Below are 18,360 nucleotides of genomic sequence, written 5' to 3'. Positions count from 1 at the left end.
TAGACATCGCCACTTCGTGTGTCCTTTTGCCCCGTGGTGTGCAAAGATACAACTATGGCTAACGTTGAGAAGAAGGGCTATGTCGACGCAGGCTGGCCGACCGATATTCCAGAGGGTCACCACGCTGTTACCGAGCTGGTGGCTGACACCGCGGGCGCTCTAAGCCCCTACGGCGACATCGAGTTCCCCGTCGATGCTTCCGAGCTTCCGTACGTGCACTCGTTCACCGTTATTAACAAGTAACTGACCTAAAAGGTGGCGTGCCTCCCCTGGGTGGGGTGGCGCGCCACCTTTTGCTGTGCACGGGTGGGCGCGCGTGGACAATGTTGGGGAGCGGGGCGGCGGGGCAGCGCACACGAAAAAACCGAGCCAGCACGCGATAGCGCGCCAGCTCGGTGAAGCGACTTGCTCTTAGTGAGGCAGGATGAACTGCAGCTGAGCGGAGTACTTCTTGTAGGTGTGGTTCAGGGAACGCTTGTTGGCGTTGTAGTAGTCGGTGACTTCCTTCGGCATGGAGAAGCCCAGCTCCTCTACGCGCTTAACCAGTGCGTCGTAGAACTTATCTACAGCCAGAGCGTTGGAGTTGCGGGACAGGTCGCGAACGGCCTTCTGCACAACCGGAGCCGGGGCGACCGGCTTAGCCTTCGGCTTAGCGGCAGCGTTGCGCGGGGTTGGCTTGGAGTTCAGACCCAGCTTGGCGGAACAAGCCGGCCATGCGCCCCAGCCCTGGCCAGCCAGAACGCGCTCTGCAACGGCGATCTGCTGCTCGCGGGTTGCCTGGTATGCGTACGGTGCGTACTGCTTGCCGCCGTAGCCAGCCCAGGTGGACGGGCTGAACTGCAGGCCACCGTGGAAGCCGTTGCCCGTGTTGATGGACCAGTTGCCGCCAGCCTCGCACTGAGCCAGGCGATCCCAGTCAGAGTCCGGAGCAGCGGAAGCGGTCGGAGCCAGCAGTGCAGAGGTTGCTGCGACTGCAACGCCTGCGACGGACAGGCGGGCTGCGGTGGTGAAAGAGCTGGTCTTTGCGTGACGTGCCATATTCGCTGAGTTTCCCTTCGGGCGCCCTGTCTTCTGCATGACGCCTTTTGTTTCGTTATCTCTTGAAGTCAGTCAACTTCGTGCTTCTGTGACGGCGAGCGGTACGCTCGTTCGCCTCAAGGTCATGGGTAACCGTACTGGTTTGTCACGTTTGTGTCACGTTTTCGGCACAATGTGCATTTTATGTAACGTTAAGGATGGGTCTTGAAACGTTGAGTGACCTGGAGTTTACCGGAATGACTTCATTTTGTTATCAATCTGTTATGTGGTGAAGATCACAATAGTGTGTGACGCCTGTGGCTAGTGGGATTAGCGGAGGGGATTTGCCCTACCTTGGCATTCTCGCTAATCTAGGTCATTCTATTGACGGAGTGCGCTTGCACGACCCTTTTGAGCACTCCCCGTTAAGTATTTAAAGGAATAGGGTGATCCCATGCCAACCGGAAAAGTGAAGTGGTACGACGCAGAGCGCGGCTACGGCTTCGTCAGCAACCCTGGGGATGAGGACGTCTACGTCGGTTCCCAGGTGCTGCCCGACGGCGTCACCGAACTGGTCAAGGGCCAGCGCATCGAGTACGAGTTCATCGCTGGCCGCCGCGGTCCGCAGGTGCACACCATGACGGTGCTGGATAACGGCCCCCGCCGCGCACAGCACAAGTACGATGCCGAGCAGCTTCAGCAGATGGTGCAGGATACGATCACGCTGCTGGACAGCAGCGTGCTGCCCGTTCTGCAATCCGGCCGTCGCCCGGATCGTAAGGAAGGCCGCCAGGTGGCGGAGATCCTGCGCACCATTGCGCGGGAACTCGACGCCTAGCAGCTGCCGACCACAAAGCTCTTGCAACCGCAAGAAGCTCTTGCACCGCAAGAACACGAACCCCCTCGCAACCTCCCTTAAAACTGGGAGTTACTGGGCGACCTCGATCGACCAGATGGTTGCGTAGGGGGTTTGCTCGTCGTTTTCATCCAAACCGACCAACATGGAGTGCAGCTCCAGCACCTTCAACGTCGGCGTCTTGCCCTCCTTGGTCTTCACCGATGCCTCCAGATCCAGCGTAACTTCTTGGCGCTCGTGAGCCTTGTAGTAGTTATCCTGGTTCGCACCCGGCTCATCGAAGATCTGCAGTAGCGACCAGTCGTGGTCGTAAACATCCTCCGGCAGCTTAAGGGTGACCTGCTTCGCGCCGCCTACCTCGAGCTTGGACGGCTCGGATGGGTGGCAGTCCGGATCGTCCAGCTCGCACACGGAGTAAGGGGCGATTTCGTGCTCCTCACCGTCTACAACGGCCGTAATACGCTGATCCTGCGGAAGCGTTTCGATCTTGCCGTCCTGCCAGCGGTTGTACAACAGCACGCCACCGATAACCACCACGACGAGAGCCACGATGGAGCCCATCGTCAGCAGCTGCTTGCGCTGGGCGCGCTTGCGCTGCTGCTTCTTGGATAGCTTTGGCGCCTGGTCTGCGGACGCGGGTTTGGCGGAAGCCTGCTCGCCGGAGGCTTGCGGACTGGTTTTCTCTTGCTCGCTCACGCCTCCCGATCCTAATTCACTGCCCGGACAAGCCCTAACCCTGTGGCTCCTGGAAGCGCACCTCGTACATTTCGTCCCACAGCTTGCCCGTCAGATAGAAGCGCCGATTCTCCGGGGACGTACCTGGAACCACGGCAATCCCGTTCAGCACGTCCGCGCCGTCGCGCTGTGCCGCAGGGAACAGTCCGGCCGTATCCACCACGTGCGTAACTTCCCCGTCCTCGGGATCGATTTCCAGGATCGTATCGGTCTGCCACACATTCGCCCAGACCTTGCCGTCGGCGGTACATTCCAGCTCGTTGAGCTGATCTGCGCTTTCCACCTCAACCGAGCCGGTCTTTTCAAAGCTCTCGGGGTCGCGGAAGGTCAGCGTTCCCGAGCCATCGCTCATGACCAGCCGATCCTGTTGCGAGCACAGGCCCCACCCCTCGGTCTCGTAGTCGGCGCGGCCTACCTCTTCCAGCGTGCGGGCATCGCGCTTAATCGCGGTGTGCTCCTTCCACGTCAGCTGCCAGGCAGTATCGCCGTGGATGGCTACGCCCTCGCCGAACAGATCCTTGCTTAGGCTCTGTTCGTCCGTCTTCTCGCCATCCAGGTCCGTGTAATAGATCTGCGATTCGCCGTACAGCCCCGTGCCGACCAGCAGGCGCCCGTCGTCGGCCGTCTCTAGACCTTGGGTAAACGCGGCCTGGTCCCACGGGTGTACCTCGTCCACCGTGGCCTCGAGCATCGGCGCATCGCCGTACTCCTTGGCTGTGGTTCCGGGTTTAATTGACGCCGCCTCGTCGTCCGCACCGCACGCAGTAAGCGCACACGCCAGCGCCGCAGCTCCGACAGCTGCCAGCACCTGGGAACTAATGCGCCCCTGGTGAGGTTGGGGGATGGATGCGTGAGGGGGGCGTCGATAAGAGAACATGCAACCATCATGCACCACGGCGAGTAGGTGGCAGGCATAATGGTTCAGGTGAGTAAGAAGACGAAGGCAGACCCGATACTTTTTTCGGCGGAGGCGAAGGATACCGCCCGCGCCGCAGTAGAGGAAGTCGGCGGCGACGAGGTGGGGGAGGCCCTCGGCATTGCGACGGACGGCGAAGGGCTGGGGATTTACCGCTACGCCAGCCGCGTGCCCGGCTACCGTGGCTGGGAGTGGGTCGTGGTGCTGGTCACGGTGCCGGGCAGTGGGGTTCTTACGATCAACGAGGTCAGTCTGCAGGCGGGCGAGCATGCTTCGTTGGCGCCGGAATGGGTGCCCTACGAAGACCGCGTGCAGCCGGGTGATCTGGGGCCCGGTGATACCCTGCCGCCGCGCCGCGACGACGAGCGGCTGACGGCCTGGGCGCGGTTGCAGGACGGTGATGGGTTCTTGCGTAACCCGCAGGCTGGCAACACCCTGTCGCACGCCGGGTTGCGCCAAGCTCGGAAGCGGTGGCGCGAGGGCGACTTCGGGCCGCGCTCCGAGTTTGCCAAGAAGGCGGATCTACAGTGCGAGACTTGTGCGTTCTATTTGCCGATCGACGACGTGGAGAACGGAATCGGTGTGTGCGCGAACGAGTACTCCGCCGATGGGCGCGTGGTGCAGCGCGACTACGGCTGTGGGGCGCACTCTGCCACGGTGGAGGAATCCATCGGTGAGGAGCTGGGCGAAGGCACCAATAACTACGGCGTGTACGTCGACGAAGGGTTCTCGCGCTTCGAGTAACGTGTGCGGCCCTGCGGCCCTGCGGCGGCGAAACCGCCTAAGAGTTGCATAAACGCCCTACGGAGTGGTTACTTATTACTTGTCGTTTCATATTGTGGTGACTGCCTACGGTTCTGCTTAAGGGGTAGTGCCCGCGAATAGTCCGAACAAGTAGGGGAGAATCCCGTATGGCAGATGCACGGGCCGCAAAGGCCAACAAGGCCGGCAGGGCCGACAAGGCACACGATTCAACAACACAAGATCGCGGCTTTCTAGACCGCTACTTCCACATCTCGGAGCGGCACTCGACCGTGGGCACCGAGATCCGCGGTGGTGTGGTCACGTTCTTTGCGATGGCTTACATCATCATCCTGAACCCACTGATCCTGGGCACTAGCGCAGACATTAATGGCGACGAGCTGGGTACCGCCCGCGTCGCTGCCGTCACCGCTCTGGCAGCGGGTGTTATGACCATCGCCTTTGGCTTGATCGCCCGCTATCCTTTCGGCATCGCTGCCGGACTGGGCATTAACACCCTGGTGGCGGTCACCTTTGTAGGCACGGAGGGGCTGACCTGGCCGGAGGCCATGGGTCTGGTGGTCATTGACGGTATTGTCATCGTCGTGCTAGCCATTAGCGGCTTCCGGGAGGCTGTGTTTAACTCCATCCCTGCTTCCCTAAAGGCCTCGATCGGTGTGGGCATTGGCCTATTCATCGCGATGATTGGCCTGGTGGATTCCGGTTTTGTCCGCCGCGTGCCGGATGCCGCAGGAACCACCGTCCCGGTCGGCTTGGGCATCAACGGCTCCATCGCCTCCTGGCCCACGTTCGTGTTCATCCTGGGCTTGCTGATCTGCGGCACGCTGGTGGTCCGCAAGGTTCGTGGTGGCCTGTTCATCGGCATTGTCGCCAACACCATCATCGCCATGATTGTGGAGGCCATCACCCACAGCGGCCCGTCCTTCGTAGATGGCGAGCCGAATCCGACAGGCTGGAACCTGGCGGTGCCGCAGGGGCCGGATTCGCTCGGCGGCATGCCGGATCTGTCCCTGGTCGGCGCCGTGGATCTGTTCGGTGCGTTTACCCGCGTGGGCGTGCTGGCCGCCTGCATGCTGATCTTCACCCTGGTGCTGGCTAATTTCTTCGACGCAATGGGCACCATGACCGCCCTGGGTAAGCAGGCCAAGCTGGTCGACGAGGAAGATCGCCTGCCGAACCTGCGCACCGCCCTGATCGTTGAGGGCGGCGGAGCGGTCGTCGGTGGCGCCGTCTCTGGCTCCTCTAACACCGTGTTCGTCGATTCTGCCGCTGGTATCGGCGATGGCGCCCGCACCGGTCTGGCCAACGTGGTTACGGGTCTGCTGTTTATCCTGGCGATGTTCTTCACCCCACTGTACGAAGTCGTGCCGATCGAGGCCGCCGCCCCGGTTCTGGTGATCGTGGGCGCGATGATGATGGCGCAGATCAAGGACATCGACTTCGCCCGCTTCGACATCGCTCTGCCGGCTTTCCTGACCATCGTGGTTATGCCGTTTACCTACTCCATCGCCAACGGCATCGGCGTGGGCTTCATCACCTACGTCGCCATGGCTGTGGTCGGCGGTCGCGCAAAGAAGGTTCACCCGCTGCTGTACCTGGTGGCGCTGATGTTCGTGGTGTACTTCGCCGCCGATCCCGTGATGGATCTGCTGCGAGGCTAGTTGCATGCCTGGCTTCTCGCCCATCCGGATTGATGACCCGCGCGACCCCCGCCTCGACGACTTTCGGAACCTCAACGCGTCCGACAAGAAATCCGGTGAGCAGCTCATCATCGCCGAGGGCACCTTGGTTGTCCCGCGTCTGCTGGCCAGCCCTTACCCAACCCGCGCGGTCGTGGGGTTCCCGGGTAAGCTGCGGGCGATCGAGGAGCGCTTGGCTCGTTCTTTTTCGGGTGTGGACGCCCCATTTTCCGTGTTCGAAGTCTCCCGCGACGTGCTAAAGGAAGTTGCCGGTTTTGATATGCATCGGGGCCTGGTCGCCTCGGCGGATCGCCTACCAGAGACCGCGCTAAGTTCAGTTGAGGCATTGCTGGACGAGCTGGAGGCGGCTCCGGATACCAGTGGCGTGGTCGCAGTCTTGGAGGGGGTGGGGGATCACGAGAATATCGGCTCGATCTTCCGCAACGCCGCTGGCCTGGGTGTGGATGCCGTGCTGTTCGGTGCGGCGACCGCCGACCCCCTGTACCGCCGCAGTGTGCGTGTTTCCATGGGCCACGTGCTGCGCCTGCCGTGGGCGAAGTTCCCCGGCACGACAACCACGTGGCAGCGAGGCTTGGAGATGCTACGCCGCCGTGGCTATGCGGTGGTGGCGCTCACGCCGACAGGGAACACGACTCTGCGCGAGGCCACGGAGGCCGCCCGCATTCGGGGCCAGAAAGTGGCGGTAATGGTCGGTGCGGAAGGTCCTGGGCTGACTGAGCACGCTATGCGCGCGGCAGACGTGCGTGCCACGATTCCGATGGCCCGGGGGACGGACTCGCTGAACGTGGCGACCGCGGCCGCCATCGCCTTCTACGAAGCCGTGCGCTAGGTTCAGGGGAGTTACTCGCCGCGGCTGCGCCGGCGCACTTCCTCACCGATCTTCTTCGAAGCCCCGCGCAGCCCCTTCAGGCCAGCGGAGAAACCCTTGCGTGCCCCATGCCCCAGGGAGTTCAGCACATTCTTGGCCACCTCAGCGCCACTGGGTTCGCTGTCGCCCGAGGGGGCAGCGTAATCGTCGTAGCCCTGCTCGTCGGCGTAGACGGAAACCTTATCCTCCGGCTGAGGGCGCCCGTGCGTGAGCCCGTCGTACTCAGAGGACTTCGCCTCCGGGCGGCCATCGACGGCAAAAGCAGCGATGGGGAGCGCGGGGCCGGATCCAGAGACGGAAAAGCCCAACCAGGCTTCGATGGCCGCAGTGGCCAGCTCGGCGGGGATGAAGGGTAGCTGGATGCCGTGCGCCTCGGTGGTGCCGGCCCAGAACTCGGCCTCGAACTCGCCGGGCAGGCCCACGTCCTCGAACACCGTCTCGCGGGTCGCGCTGAAGGAGCGCTTGAGCTTGCCGCCCGCCCAGTGCGCGAAACCGCCGAAGGTCTCGTCTACTTCCTTGGATGCGGGGTCTCCGCCATCACCCGGCTTAGTCGAGGCTGCGGTCTCCGGATCCGCCACCACGCAGGAAGCGTACACGTCGGCCGCGCTGACCAGTGTGCGGTAGCGTTCCGGCAGTTCCGATAGCTTCCGCAGACCGGGAATCACCGTCTGCACCACAGAGAGGCCGGGGTAGCCGCCGATATAGAACTCGTCGGTGCCGGGCGTGGCACTGCGAGTCATGTCGAAATCGCCGATGTGCGTCAGTGGCCAGGCGGGGTTGAGCTGAGCCAGGTACTTGCGGGCAAAACCTCGGTCTACCTTATGCTCCTGGTGCACCACGGTGCTGGGGTTGGCCGCATTCACAAACCAGAGGGTCACCAGGGTCACAGCAGTGGCTCCTTCTATCGCCTAGTTCTTCTTCTTGGGGTTGGTACGCACACCGAGCAGGACGTCCTCCCAGTGCGGAGTGACGGCCTTGCGCTTGCGCTTCGGCTTCGCAGGCTTTGCGTCGGGGTGCATTAGGAATTCATTATCGCCGCGTTCGCCGCGCGTCGCAGCGGAATCGTTCGCAGCGGGGGGAGTGTCCTGCGGTGAGGGAGCCGCGTTCTCGCCGACATGGTTGTCTGCACCCTCCAGTTCCGCATCCTCGTCCTGCCAGTCCGGTGCGTCCGGTCCCTGGGTCGGGTGCAGCAGGGGAGTCACCGGGGAAACGCTGCGCACCGGCTGCCCGTAGCGTGGGTTCACCAGGTCGCCCGCGATGCTGTTGTGCGGGTGCGCCAGCGCCTTATCCGAGCCACGCAGTTCCACGATGAACTCTGCCGTGTGCGTGGCAGTGCGGCCTGCCGAGTCCTTTTCCCAGGTCACGGTAACGATCCACTGTTTAGTAGCGTTTTGGTAGGCATCCCATTCAGCGTCTGAAAGAGTCTCTCCGCGCGCCGCCAAAGCGGTGGCCAGAACCTCCCACAGGGGCTGGTTCGACACACCGTCTGCGTTGACCGGGTGTGCCGCGTGCGCTAGCTCGGCGATGCGCGAGCGTTCCTGCAGAATCGGCCAGGCGTAGGGCTCGATGCGAGATTCGTCCGTATCGGCCTCGTCCGCCAGCTCGGCGACGGTTGCGCCGTGGCGGATGCGGTCCTGAATCACACGCGGAGACATGGAAATCTTCGTGCGGTGTGGACGCGCGTTGGGGCGGTCGTATGCGCGCTCCTGCGGCTGCCCCTGCTGGTTCTGGAAGAGTGGCGCTACCTCTGGCTCCGCCGCCTTTTCCTTATCCTCGTCTTTATCATCCGCAGCGTTTGGGGCGGTGCCGGTGCCGGCCTCCGCGTGGTCGGCCGCCGAGGGCTCTGCGTTTGCAGGGTTTGCCGTATTTACAGTGTTCGCAGTGTTTGCAGTGTGCGCTGCGTCTGTTGTTTCCTCGGTGCCTACCGTCGCGCTGTCCGTGCCAGCCGGGGTAGACGCGCTGGCCGTTGCGAGGTTATCGGAGCTGGCCGGGGGGACGTCCTGAAGAAAAGACCGCAACTCGTCGGTGACGGGCAGAAAGTACTCTGCGATCGGGCCGCCGACGGCGGGGTCTACGGCGCGTAGCACGAGCGACGAGGCATCGCTATCGGCGACGACAAATTTCAGCTCTTGCAACGTGGCCTCCTGACGGATGGTGCGGCAAATGACGGCGGTGTTATTAGCATCACCCTCCAACCTTAGCTAAAAGCACGGTTGGAGGGTGAGCGGATTCAGTCGCTAGATGATGGCGAAACAGTAGCCGGATAGCGAATTACTTGGCGGCGTGGCCGCCGTCGAGGATGAAGTCGATGGCGCCGGTCAGCTTCTTGATGTCCTCCGGGTCGATCGCCGGGAACATGCCGATACGCAGCTGGTTACGGCCCAGCTTGCGGTAGGGCTCGGTATCCAAAATGCCGTTGGAGCGCAGGATCTTGGCGATCTTGGCGGCATCGATGTTCTCGTCGAAGTCGATCGTGCCAACTACCAGGGAGCGGGAGTCCGCATCCTGGACGAACGGGGTGGCCTCCGCACGGGACTCGGCCCAGTTGTACAGAGTCTGGGAAGACTCGGTGGTGCGGGCAACCATACCGTCCAGGCCACCGTTGGCGTTCATCCACTTCACCTGGTCGTCCAGCATCAGCAGGGTAGCCACGGCCGGGGTGTTGTAGGTCTGGTTCTTGCGGGAGTTATCCACAGCGGTCTTCAGATCCAGGAAAGCCGGGATGTAGCGGTCGGAAGCGGCGATCTCCTCCACGCGCTCCAAGGCGGCGGGAGAGAAGGCTGCCAGCCACAGGCCGCCGTCGGAGGCGAAGCACTTCTGCGGGCTGAAGTAGTAGACATCGGCCTCATTCATGTCGACGGGCAGGCCGCCGGCGCCGGAGGTCGCGTCGATGGCCACCAGGGTGTCGTCGGAAGCTGCCTGCGGGCGGGTTACCGGGACCATTGCACCTGTGGAAGTCTCGTTGTGCGCCCAGCCGATTAGGTCGGCATCGGTGCCATCCAGCTGGCTCGGAGCCGGAGCGGTGCCCGGGTCGCCAGCGACGATCTGCGGCTCGTCCAGCCACGGAGCCTTCTTGGAGACGCTGGCGAACTTCGAGGAAAACTCACCGTAAGTCAGGTGCGCGGACTTGTTGCGGATCAGGCCGAAGGAAGCAGCATCCCAGAAGGCGGTGGCGCCACCCAGAGATAGGACGATTTCGTAGCCCTCCGGAAGGTTGAACAACTGGGACAGGCCTTCGCGCACGGAGCCGACGACATCCTTCACGCCAGCTTGGCGGTGAGAGGTGCCCAGGATTGCGGCGTTGTCCTGGATCGCCTGCAGCTGCGCGGGGCGAACCTTGGATGGGCCACAGCCGAAACGGCCATCGGCGGGGATGAACTCCGCAGGAATGGTGGGCAGAGTGTTCTGGTCGTTGGCAGGTGCGTTCATCTTTCCCTCAGTACTTTGCTTTAGCTGTTTGTGGTTTTGTTCGAGTAGCTGCCGCTCAGTGCGCCTCAAACGGTGCTTGACTTAATAGGGTAGACCGTTGAGCCTGCGCTAGGGCCAAAAGGTGCCAAAAATATAAGAATCGTCAGTTGCGGCGCCGGTATTTACCCCCGCTTACGCCAGGTGGTCTGTCATGCGCGTCACACAGGTACTACAGTGTGCCGTATCCCCCCGCATGCTTTGCTATGCGAGTAACGCCATACGGGGAAGCCCTAAAGCGGCTACAATTTACAAGTGAAACCGTGAATCTGTGTTCCGCTCCAACGGTGCCGGCGCAAGCTTCTACCAAAAGTAATTGCTTCAACATTCGCTGCGGGCAGGCACGTGAACATTTCAGAAAGGGATGTCAATGGCTACCGATAATCAGGACAAGGCCGTTCTCCACTACCCAGGTGGAGAGTACGAAATGGACATTGTCCGCGCCACCGAAGGTAACGACGGTGTAGCGCTGGGCAAGATGCTGGCAGAGACCGGCTTGACCACCCTGGATCCCGGCTACGTGAACACCGGTTCCACCAAGTCCGCCATCACCTACATCGACGGTGCGAATGGCATCCTGCGCTACCGCGGTTACGACATTGCCGACTTGGCCAACAACGCAACCTTCAACGAGGTTTCCTATCTGCTGATCAACGGCGAGCTGCCGAACAAGGAGCAGGCGGAGGAGTTCAACAGCAACATCCGCAAGCACACCCTGCTGGATGAGGACTTCAAGGCTCAGTTCCGTGTGTTCCCGCGCGATGCTCACCCGATGAGCGTTCTGGCTTCCTCCCTGAACATCCTGTCCACCTACTACCAGGACACCCTGAACCCGCTGGATCCGGATCACCAGAAGCTGAACACCTACCGCCTGATGGCGAAGGTGCCGATGCTGGCTGCTTACGCTTACCGCGCGTCCAAGGGTAAGCCGTACATGTACCCGGATAACTCCATGAACGCGCGCCAGAACTTCCTGCGCCAGATGTTCGGTTACCCGACCGAGCCGTTCGAGGACGACCCGGTGGTCACCAAGGCTCTGGACAAGCTGCTGATCCTGCACGCTGACCACGAGCAGAATTGCTCCACCTCCACCGTCCGCATGGTCGGTTCCTCCCAGGCCAATATGTTCGTCTCTATCGCAGCAGGCATCAACGCCCTGTCCGGTCCGCTACACGGTGGCGCTAACCAGGCCGTTCTGGAGATGCTGGAGGAGATCCACGCTAACGGTGGCGACGCTACCGACTTCATGAACCGCGTGAAGAACAAGGAGCCGGGCGTAAAGCTGATGGGCTTCGGCCACCGCGTGTACAAGAACTACGACCCGCGTGCGGCCATCGTCAAGGAGTCCGCACACGAGATCCTGGAGCACCTGGGTGGCGACCACCTGCTGGATCTGGCTATGAAGCTGGAAGAGATCGCACTGGCCGACGATTACTTCATCGACCGCAAGCTCTACCCGAACGTGGACTTCTACACTGGCCTGATCTACCGCGCCATGGGCTTCCCGACGGACTTCTTCACCGTCCTGTTCGCCATGGGTCGCCTGCCGGGCTGGATCGCTCACTACCTGGAGCAGGTCAACGATCCGACCGCGAAGATCAACCGTCCGCGCCAGATCTACACCGGCGAGGGCGAGCGCAAGCTCTAAGAACTTCTGTTCTTTTCTTAGCGACGCCACCCCCTCGGGCTAGTTACGCGAAGCGTATCCCCCGAGGGGGTGTGTCGCGTTTTGCTAGGGTGGAGCTTCGAGAAGCTATCAGTTTTCAAAGGAGACTTCCCCCATGAGTAAACCGCAGATCGACCTCTCGGATGGCCCCGCACCGCAGGACCTGGTGATTGAGGATTTGGTGGTCGGCGAGGGTGCAGAGGCCGTGCCGGGCGGCATGGTTGAGGTGCACTACGTGGGCGTAGACTTCGCGACCGGCGAGGAGTTCGACTCTTCCTGGGATCGCGGCGAGTCCATCGAATTCCCCCTGTCCGGCCTGATCGAGGGCTGGCAGGAGGGTATCCCGGGCATGCGCGCCGGCGGTCGCCGCAAGCTGACCATTCCCCCGGAGAAGGCTTATGGCCCGGCCGGCATGGGCCACCCCCTGTCTGGTCGCACGCTGGTCTTTATTATCGACCTGATCGCCGTGAACTAGCAGTAGTGAACTAGCAGTGCAGTAGAAGACGAGAGTACAAGAAAAGGCGCCTGCTTTTGGCAGGCGCCTTGTGCTTTGCGCATTTAGAGCTGTGGAAGGCTGCGCACTAGGCGCCCTTCAAGGCCTTGAGCCAAGTCATCTTCTTGCCGTTGTGCAGGATCGAGTTGCGGTATACGCGAGCCACCAACGCAATCACTAGCACCGTGACAACGGTGGCGATCAGGAAGCTCAGCAGCACCTGCGGCAGGCTCATCGTGCCCGCCGCTAGGTTCATCGGGGCAACCGTCAGGCTAAACGGCGGCACCCAACCCAGCACCTGCATGAGGGTGGATTCCATGTTGCTAATGCCGAAGAGCGGGGCGTAGGTCATACCCATAATGAACAGCAGGATCGGCCCCTGGGTGGACTGCAGGTCCTCGGTACGGGAAACCAGCGAGCCCGCGCCGGCGTACAAACTACCGAAGAACAACATGCCGATGAAGAAGGCCACCAGCATTAGGGCGACGACCGAGTAGTCGAATTCGGCGTCTCCCAACAGTCCGGAGACCATCAGGCCGACGGTACCAATGCCCAGCAGTACTGCGGTGCCGATAAGGCCGAAAATGGTGCTACCGATGATCTTGCCCGCGAGGAAGTCCATCGGGCGGGCGGATGCCAAGATGATCTCCACCACACGCGAGGACTTTTCCTCCGTGATGCGCCCACCGACGTTCGCAGCAAACAGGATGATGAAGTAGGCCATCAGCATCACGCCCACCATGGTGGTGACGATCTGCGGACCGTTGGCCTCCATCGCATCGTCTTGCTTCACATTCACCGTATCCAGTTGCACAGAGGGAGTAGCCTTGGCGAATTCCTCGGGAGACACTCCGACCTTATCCAGGGCCTCGGCCTGCGCATTGGCATTGATGGCCGCGGTGGCGGTGTTGAGGATGGCAGGGTCGGGGTCGCCGTTGCTGAGCAGCTCGTAGCCAGAGTCCGTCTTCACCAGTGCCGCGTCGAGGGCTTCGTCCTTGACCGCCGCGGAAGCGTCGTCGCGGGAGTCCAGCACCTGAGGTTCCACGCCGCTGGAGCCATCCGCACCGTCGGAATCCTTGGCGGTGGAGGCCGAGGGGGCGTCAATAAATTCCTTCTCAATGCCCACAAGGCCGAGCTGAGCCTTGCCGTTGTCGTCGTCCTTGCCGGTCAGCCAAGCGGTGACGAAGATACCGACGAGCATGACAACCGCGACAATACCCAAAGAGAGCATGATGGCCTTGCTGCGGGAGGCCACCTGAATTTCGCGCTTGGCGACGGTGGCGATGGTGTTGGGGGAAGAATAACTCATGATTCGACGACCTCCTGGAAGAGCTCTGCAAGGTGCGGAATGCGGCGGGAGAACGAGTGGACCGGGCCGACAGCCAGTGCGGACTGCAGAATCTGCTGGTCCAGATCCGTGGATTCGGCCTCGAGCAGCACGCCCTCACCGAAGTCCTCGACCAGGCGGGTGCCCTGCGGGTACCAGTCGCGCGCCGAGGTGTGCACTTCGTACACGAGGGGGCCGCGGGTACGCAGCTCGTCGACGGTGCCCTCGGCTTTCATACGTCCCTTGGCGATGATGCCCACGCGGTCGCACAGTCGCTGCACTAGATCCAGCTGGTGGGAGCTGAACAGCACCGGCACGCCGGCGTTGCAGCGCTCGACAAGCAGGTCGCTCATCACGTTCACGGCCACGGGATCCAGGCCGGAGAAAGGCTCGTCCAGGATTAGCAACTCCGGATCGTGGATCAGCGAGGCCGCCAGCTGGACGCGCTGCTGGTTACCCAGTGACAGCTCCTCCAGCTTGTCGTCCGAGCGCTCGGCTAGGCCGAGCTGTTCCAATAGGCTTTCCGCGTTTTTCCGTGCCGCTTCGTCGCTCAGGCCGTGGAGGCGGGCGAAGAAGCGCAGCTGGTCACCGATCTTTTCCTTCGCATACAGGCCGCGCTCTTCCGGCATGTAGCCGATGCGGCGGCGCAGGTCATCGTCGATCGGCTTATCGCCCAGGCGTACCTCGCCGCTGTCGGCCGCGAGTACCCCCAGCGCTATGCGCATGGTGGTGGACTTGCCGGCACCGTTGGAGCCGACGAAACCGTACATCTCACCAGGCTGTACCTGGAGCGTCATGTCGTGGAGGACTTGGTGGTCCCCGTAACTCTTATTGAGGTTGTTGATATAGAGAGCGTCCATACATTCCTTGGAGTTTTATAACGAAAAGAAGGATCTTGTTTATTGTGTCATACGCCAAAACTTCGAGCAGGCAGTGGTTTCTGGGGCCTTGGTTTCTGGGGAGAGCTTCACAGTAGGGGCGAGCTGCGATATCGCTACCAGCGCCGTCGCGAGAATGAAGTCGGTGGCGTACAAAGGAGGCCATGAGCGAAGAGAACAATGCAGTACCGACCATCGACATGAACGACGGCACGACCATTCCGCAGCTGGGGCTGGGCGTATGGCAGTTGAGTGACGAGGACACGTACACCTCGGTGCGCGCCGCGATCGAGACCGGCTACCGCCACATTGATACCGCCGCGATCTACGGCAACGAGGAGGCCGTGGGGCGCGCCGTGGCCGACGCGGTGAAGGCCGGAGATGTGCAGCGCGAGGAGCTGTTCATCACCACCAAGCTGTGGAACGCTGACCAAGCCCGGGGCAAGGATGCATTCGCGGAATCCCAGAAGAAGCTGGCGATGGACTACGTGGATCTGTACCTGCTGCACTGGCCGTGCCCGCAGGCCGACAAGTTCGTGCAGGCCTACGACTCTATGGCGGAGATCCAGCAGTCCGGCGGCGCGACCAGCATCGGCGTGTGCAACTTCTACCCCGAGGCGCTGGACGCTTTGAAGCAGGCGGGCCACACCCCGGCCGTGAACCAGATCGAGATCCACCCGGGCTTTAGCCAGGCCGAGCAGCGCGCGGACAACTGCGACCGCGGGATCGTCACCGAGGCATGGTCGCCGTTGGGGCAGGGGCAGAACCTGACCGACCCGACCATCGCGAAGATCGCCGCCGAGCACGGCGTGAGCGTGGCGCAGGCCATCATCCGCTGGCACATCCAGCGTGGCGACGTGGTTATCCCGCGTTCCTCCAAGGTGGAGCGCGTGCGCCAGAACTTCGACGTCTTCGGCTTTGAGCTTTCCGCTGACGAGGTTTCCGCCATCGAGGCTCTGGACGTGGAGGATGGCCGCATCGGCGGCGACCCGCTGGCCTTCCACGCTGGCCTGGAGGGCTAGGGAAGCTCCGCGCGGATTCCCGCGAAACGCCCGCGTATGGCACCGCCCCTGCGGTACATTGCTAGCCATGAGCGCAGGGCACGTCATCACTCATCTAGAGACCGTCGGGGCAGGCAAAGCGAGCAAAGCCGACGGTTCCGCAACCCCGGGTTCTCCCGCGCTCGAGGACGCTACCCCGCAGGTCGGCGTGATCACCCTTAACCGACCGGAGAAGCGCAACGCCCTCAACGCAGCCATCGCCACCGCGGTCGCCGAGGCCGTCCGCGCCTACACCTCCGCCGGGGTGCGCGCCATCCTGATCCGTGGCGAGGGGCCCGTTTTCTGCGCCGGAGCGGATCTCTCGGGTGGCGTGTATGCCGATGATTTTTGGTCCGCCATGGAGGACATGCTCTCCGCCATCCAGACAACCCCGGTGCCGGTCATCGCTGACATTCACGGTCCGGCGGTCGGCGCAGGCTGCCAAATTGCTTTGGCCTGTGATCTGCGCTTTTTCGCCGATGAAGGCAGCTGCTGGGTGCCCGTTGCCACGCATGGGTTCGCGTTGGATCTGTGGACCCACGCCCGTGCCCGCGAGCTGATGGGCGGCGCGCTGGCCCGGAACGTGTTCTTGGCAGGCGCCCGGGTAGGCGCCGAACAAGCGCGGGCGACGGGTTTTTCTGTTGATATTAGTGACGCCACCCCGAACGCCACCGCCCTCGCACATCGGGTGGCGAGGCAGGCTCCGTTGTCTATGGAGCATTCGAAGCGCGTGTTCAACAGCCCCGACATGCATGCAGACCCGGAGTTGCAGCAGATGATGCTGGACGTCTGGGCCAGCGATGATGTGCAGGAGGCGCGCCGGGCGCGCGCAGAGAAACGCGCTCCGCATTTCAGGGGGCGCTAGTCGCGCCCTGAAACAACGGGCACAGCAGGGGGCGCTAGCGCCCTGAAATAATGGGCACAGTAGGGGGCGCTAGTCGCGCCCTGAAACAATGGGCACAGCAGGGGGCGCTAGTCGCGCCCCTTTACCGGCCAAGTGTGCACGGGCTGTCCGTTGACCTGGTGGGCCAGGTAGCGCCGCATCATGGTGGCCAGCGCTTCGGCGCGTTCGGCGGATTCTGGCTGGCTGTTCGGGGCCAGTCGGTTGATAGTGTCCAACTGCCATGTCGCACCGTTTTGACCCTTGCGGGCACGGCCCTCGATGATGCCCAGGTAGGTTTCGATCAGTTCGGAATCCACCTCCAGCAGCTCCAGGCCCTCCCGGGCGTGGTCCAGCAGGTGATCGGTAATCAACTCCCGGACGGGAACGGTCCCCACACGCGGCCAGCGCATGTTGGCGCGCAGTCCTTCGCGGGCGCCGGCGAGGAAGTTGCTGTGGGCGTCCTCAAAAGAAAGGCGCGACCACACGGGGCGATTCTGCGTACCCAAGAACTTGACGAGTCCGTAGTAGAAGGCGGCGTCTGCGACGATGTCGGCGGTGGTGGGGCCGGCGGGTAGCAGACGGTTCTCCACGCGGATGTGGGAGCGCTCCAGTTTCGGATCGTAGATTGGGCGGTTCCAGCGCCAGATCGTGCCGTTGTGCAGGTTCATGTAGTGCAGGCCCGGGCTGTCGCCGGACATGATGGGTGTGCCTGCCTCCATGCGATCCTCGGGCAGGAGAGGGGAGAAGTAGCGGCCGTTCTCCTCGAAGAGGTCGAATACGCTGGTGATCCACCGCTCGCCGAACCACACGCGCGGACGCACGCCCTGGTTGACGAGCTCCGCGGTGCGCGTGTCGATGGCTTGCTGGAAGACGGGAATGCGCGATTCGTGCCACAGTTTGTGGCCGACGAACAGCGGGGAGTTCGCGCTGAGCGCTGCCTGCACACCCGCGATGGCTTGGGAAGCGTTCCAGGCGTTGGCGAAGAGGTTCGGCGCGACCTGTAGGTGCAGCTGCATGGAGGTGCAGGCGGATTCCGGGGCGATGTCCTCGAAGTCATGGCGGTAGGTATCCACGGTGCCGAGTACACGGCCAGGCAGTGCACCTTCGAGCTGGATGCGCACGAGTTCGCCGCGGGATTCCAGGACTGCATTGTTGAGTGCCTTGTAGCGGTTTTCGTCCGTCATCCAGGCGGGATCGCTGAGGAAGTCAGTGGTCAGCGTTGGCAGGGTGCCGATCATCACTGCGCGGGAATCCAGCTGCTCAGCAGCCTTTTGCACGGCGTACAGGCGTTCGTCGAGGCCTTCTTGGAGTTGCTCCAACCCGCGACCGGTGATGGATAGTGGTGGATGGTTCATCTCCACGTTGTAGGAGCCGATTTCAGACTGGTATTCGCCCGGATAGGCTTCTTCCAGCTTCGCCAGCACTTCTTCATTGCAGCGGTTGGGTTGCATGTTTGTGTCCACGAGGTTCATCTCTAGTTCCAGGCCGATGGTGCCCTGGTTGATGAACTCAGAGTCTTGAAGGTGCTTATCGAAGACCTCCAGCTCGGCGTTGAGCCGCTCGCGGAAGCGGGTGCGTTGTTTCGGTGTATAGGTATCTTTAGATACTGCGTCGCCCATACTTATCGATCGTAGCTTTGCTGCGGGTGCAGCGCCGGCGATTTTGGTGCTGACGCCTCTAGTGTCAATGAGCTGAAGGTCTGGTTAACAGGGAACAAAGCCTGGCTTGTATTATGTAGTTCGCATGGTCGGCAG

General features: G+C 62.3%; 18 protein-coding genes. 9 read left to right on the top strand and 9 right to left on the bottom strand.

Features of this window, described 5'->3' with window-relative positions:
• The first annotated feature begins 54 nt into the window (after positions 1–54).
• Positions 55–243: a hypothetical protein gene (locus ACKFRT_RS06475; RefSeq protein WP_034969700.1), complete on the top strand. Its 189-nt coding sequence runs from the start codon at positions 55–57 to the stop codon at positions 241–243.
• 168 nt (positions 244–411) lie between these two features.
• Here ACKFRT_RS06475 and ACKFRT_RS06470 read toward each other — a convergent pair whose 3' ends face one another.
• A complete protein-coding gene (locus ACKFRT_RS06470; RefSeq protein WP_296214672.1) occupies positions 412–1,038 on the bottom strand; it encodes a resuscitation-promoting factor Rpf1 domain-containing protein in 627 nt (208 codons plus the stop codon).
• A gap of 433 nt (positions 1,039–1,471) precedes the next feature.
• On the opposite strand from ACKFRT_RS06470, the gene ACKFRT_RS06465 reads away from it, so the two are divergent.
• On the top strand, positions 1,472–1,855 hold the full coding sequence (locus tag ACKFRT_RS06465; RefSeq protein WP_296214674.1) for a cold-shock protein: 384 nt from the start codon (positions 1,472–1,474) through the stop codon (positions 1,853–1,855).
• A 90-nt stretch (positions 1,856–1,945) separates the two neighbouring features.
• Here ACKFRT_RS06465 and ACKFRT_RS06460 read toward each other — a convergent pair whose 3' ends face one another.
• Complete coding sequence (locus ACKFRT_RS06460) at positions 1,946–2,569, bottom strand: DUF2771 domain-containing protein (protein ID WP_408924741.1); 624 nt, start codon at positions 2,567–2,569, stop codon at positions 1,946–1,948.
• Positions 2,570–2,603: 34 nt separating this feature from the next.
• Positions 2,604–3,485, bottom strand: coding sequence for a glutaminyl-peptide cyclotransferase (locus tag ACKFRT_RS06455; protein WP_408924740.1), 882 nt, complete (start codon positions 3,483–3,485; stop codon positions 2,604–2,606).
• A 39-nt stretch (positions 3,486–3,524) separates the two neighbouring features.
• Between ACKFRT_RS06455 and ACKFRT_RS06450 the strand changes: the two genes are divergently transcribed.
• The 3 genes from ACKFRT_RS06450 to ACKFRT_RS06440 all read left to right on the top strand — a co-directional run bounded on the left by ACKFRT_RS06450 (position 3,525) and on the right by ACKFRT_RS06440 (position 6,815).
• Entirely contained in the window at positions 3,525–4,268 is a 744-nt protein-coding gene (locus tag ACKFRT_RS06450) for a DUF3027 domain-containing protein (RefSeq protein WP_408924739.1), read from the top strand.
• Between the two features lie 167 nt (positions 4,269–4,435).
• Positions 4,436–5,947, top strand: a complete 1,512-nt coding sequence (locus ACKFRT_RS06445; protein ID WP_408924738.1) for an NCS2 family permease — start codon at positions 4,436–4,438, stop codon at positions 5,945–5,947.
• 4 nt (positions 5,948–5,951) lie between these two features.
• Complete coding sequence (locus tag ACKFRT_RS06440) at positions 5,952–6,815, top strand: TrmH family RNA methyltransferase (protein WP_408924737.1); 864 nt, start codon at positions 5,952–5,954, stop codon at positions 6,813–6,815.
• A gap of 11 nt (positions 6,816–6,826) precedes the next feature.
• Here the strand turns inward: ACKFRT_RS06440 and ACKFRT_RS06435 are convergent, their stop codons facing one another.
• From ACKFRT_RS06435 to serC, 3 genes are all read right to left on the bottom strand, one after another.
• The gene (locus tag ACKFRT_RS06435) at positions 6,827–7,741 is read right to left on the bottom strand and encodes a DUF6928 family protein (RefSeq protein WP_296214686.1); all 915 of its coding nucleotides are present in this window, start codon (positions 7,739–7,741) and stop codon (positions 6,827–6,829) included.
• A gap of 21 nt (positions 7,742–7,762) precedes the next feature.
• Positions 7,763–8,989 (bottom strand): septation protein SepH, encoded by a 1,227-nt coding sequence (gene sepH, locus ACKFRT_RS06430; RefSeq protein ID WP_408924736.1) that lies wholly within the window; start codon positions 8,987–8,989, stop codon positions 7,763–7,765.
• A 136-nt stretch (positions 8,990–9,125) separates the two neighbouring features.
• Entirely contained in the window at positions 9,126–10,283 is a 1,158-nt protein-coding gene (gene serC / locus ACKFRT_RS06425; RefSeq protein ID WP_296214690.1) for a phosphoserine transaminase, read from the bottom strand.
• Positions 10,284–10,689: 406 nt separating this feature from the next.
• Here serC and ACKFRT_RS06420 point away from each other — a divergent pair, with 406 nt between their 5' ends.
• Positions 10,690–11,967 (top strand): citrate synthase, encoded by a 1,278-nt coding sequence (locus ACKFRT_RS06420; protein WP_296214691.1) that lies wholly within the window; start codon positions 10,690–10,692, stop codon positions 11,965–11,967.
• A gap of 133 nt (positions 11,968–12,100) precedes the next feature.
• Positions 12,101–12,460, top strand: coding sequence for an FKBP-type peptidyl-prolyl cis-trans isomerase (locus tag ACKFRT_RS06415; RefSeq protein WP_296214693.1), 360 nt, complete (start codon positions 12,101–12,103; stop codon positions 12,458–12,460).
• Between the two features lie 106 nt (positions 12,461–12,566).
• Here ACKFRT_RS06415 and ACKFRT_RS06410 read toward each other — a convergent pair whose 3' ends face one another.
• Together ACKFRT_RS06410 and ACKFRT_RS06405 are read right to left on the bottom strand one after the other, a co-directional pair.
• Positions 12,567–13,787 (bottom strand): ABC transporter permease, encoded by a 1,221-nt coding sequence (locus tag ACKFRT_RS06410; protein ID WP_296214695.1) that lies wholly within the window; start codon positions 13,785–13,787, stop codon positions 12,567–12,569.
• The gene (locus ACKFRT_RS06405) at positions 13,784–14,665 is read right to left on the bottom strand and encodes an ABC transporter ATP-binding protein (protein WP_408924735.1); all 882 of its coding nucleotides are present in this window, start codon (positions 14,663–14,665) and stop codon (positions 13,784–13,786) included. The genes ACKFRT_RS06410 and ACKFRT_RS06405 overlap by 4 nt, the downstream gene beginning before the upstream one ends.
• Before the next feature lie 182 nt (positions 14,666–14,847).
• On the opposite strand from ACKFRT_RS06405, the gene ACKFRT_RS06400 reads away from it, so the two are divergent.
• Positions 14,848–15,705, top strand: coding sequence for an aldo/keto reductase (locus ACKFRT_RS06400; protein ID WP_408924734.1), 858 nt, complete (start codon positions 14,848–14,850; stop codon positions 15,703–15,705).
• A 67-nt stretch (positions 15,706–15,772) separates the two neighbouring features.
• Complete coding sequence (locus ACKFRT_RS06395) at positions 15,773–16,588, top strand: enoyl-CoA hydratase (RefSeq protein ID WP_408924733.1); 816 nt, start codon at positions 15,773–15,775, stop codon at positions 16,586–16,588.
• Positions 16,589–16,695: 107 nt separating this feature from the next.
• On the opposite strand, the gene ACKFRT_RS06390 is transcribed toward ACKFRT_RS06395, so the two are convergent.
• Positions 16,696–18,225 carry a glutamate--cysteine ligase gene (locus ACKFRT_RS06390; protein ID WP_408924732.1) on the bottom strand — a complete coding sequence of 510 codons (1,530 nt, stop codon included), beginning with the start codon at positions 18,223–18,225 and terminating at the stop codon, positions 16,696–16,698.
• Between the last annotated feature and the right edge of the window lie 135 nt (positions 18,226–18,360).

Source organism: Corynebacterium jamesii, from assembly GCF_046097395.1.
In the GTDB taxonomy this organism is placed as follows: Bacteria; Actinomycetota; Actinomycetes; order Mycobacteriales; family Mycobacteriaceae; genus Corynebacterium.
Note: the sequence above shows the minus strand (reverse complement) of the source record. Positions and strands in the feature narration are given on the sequence as shown.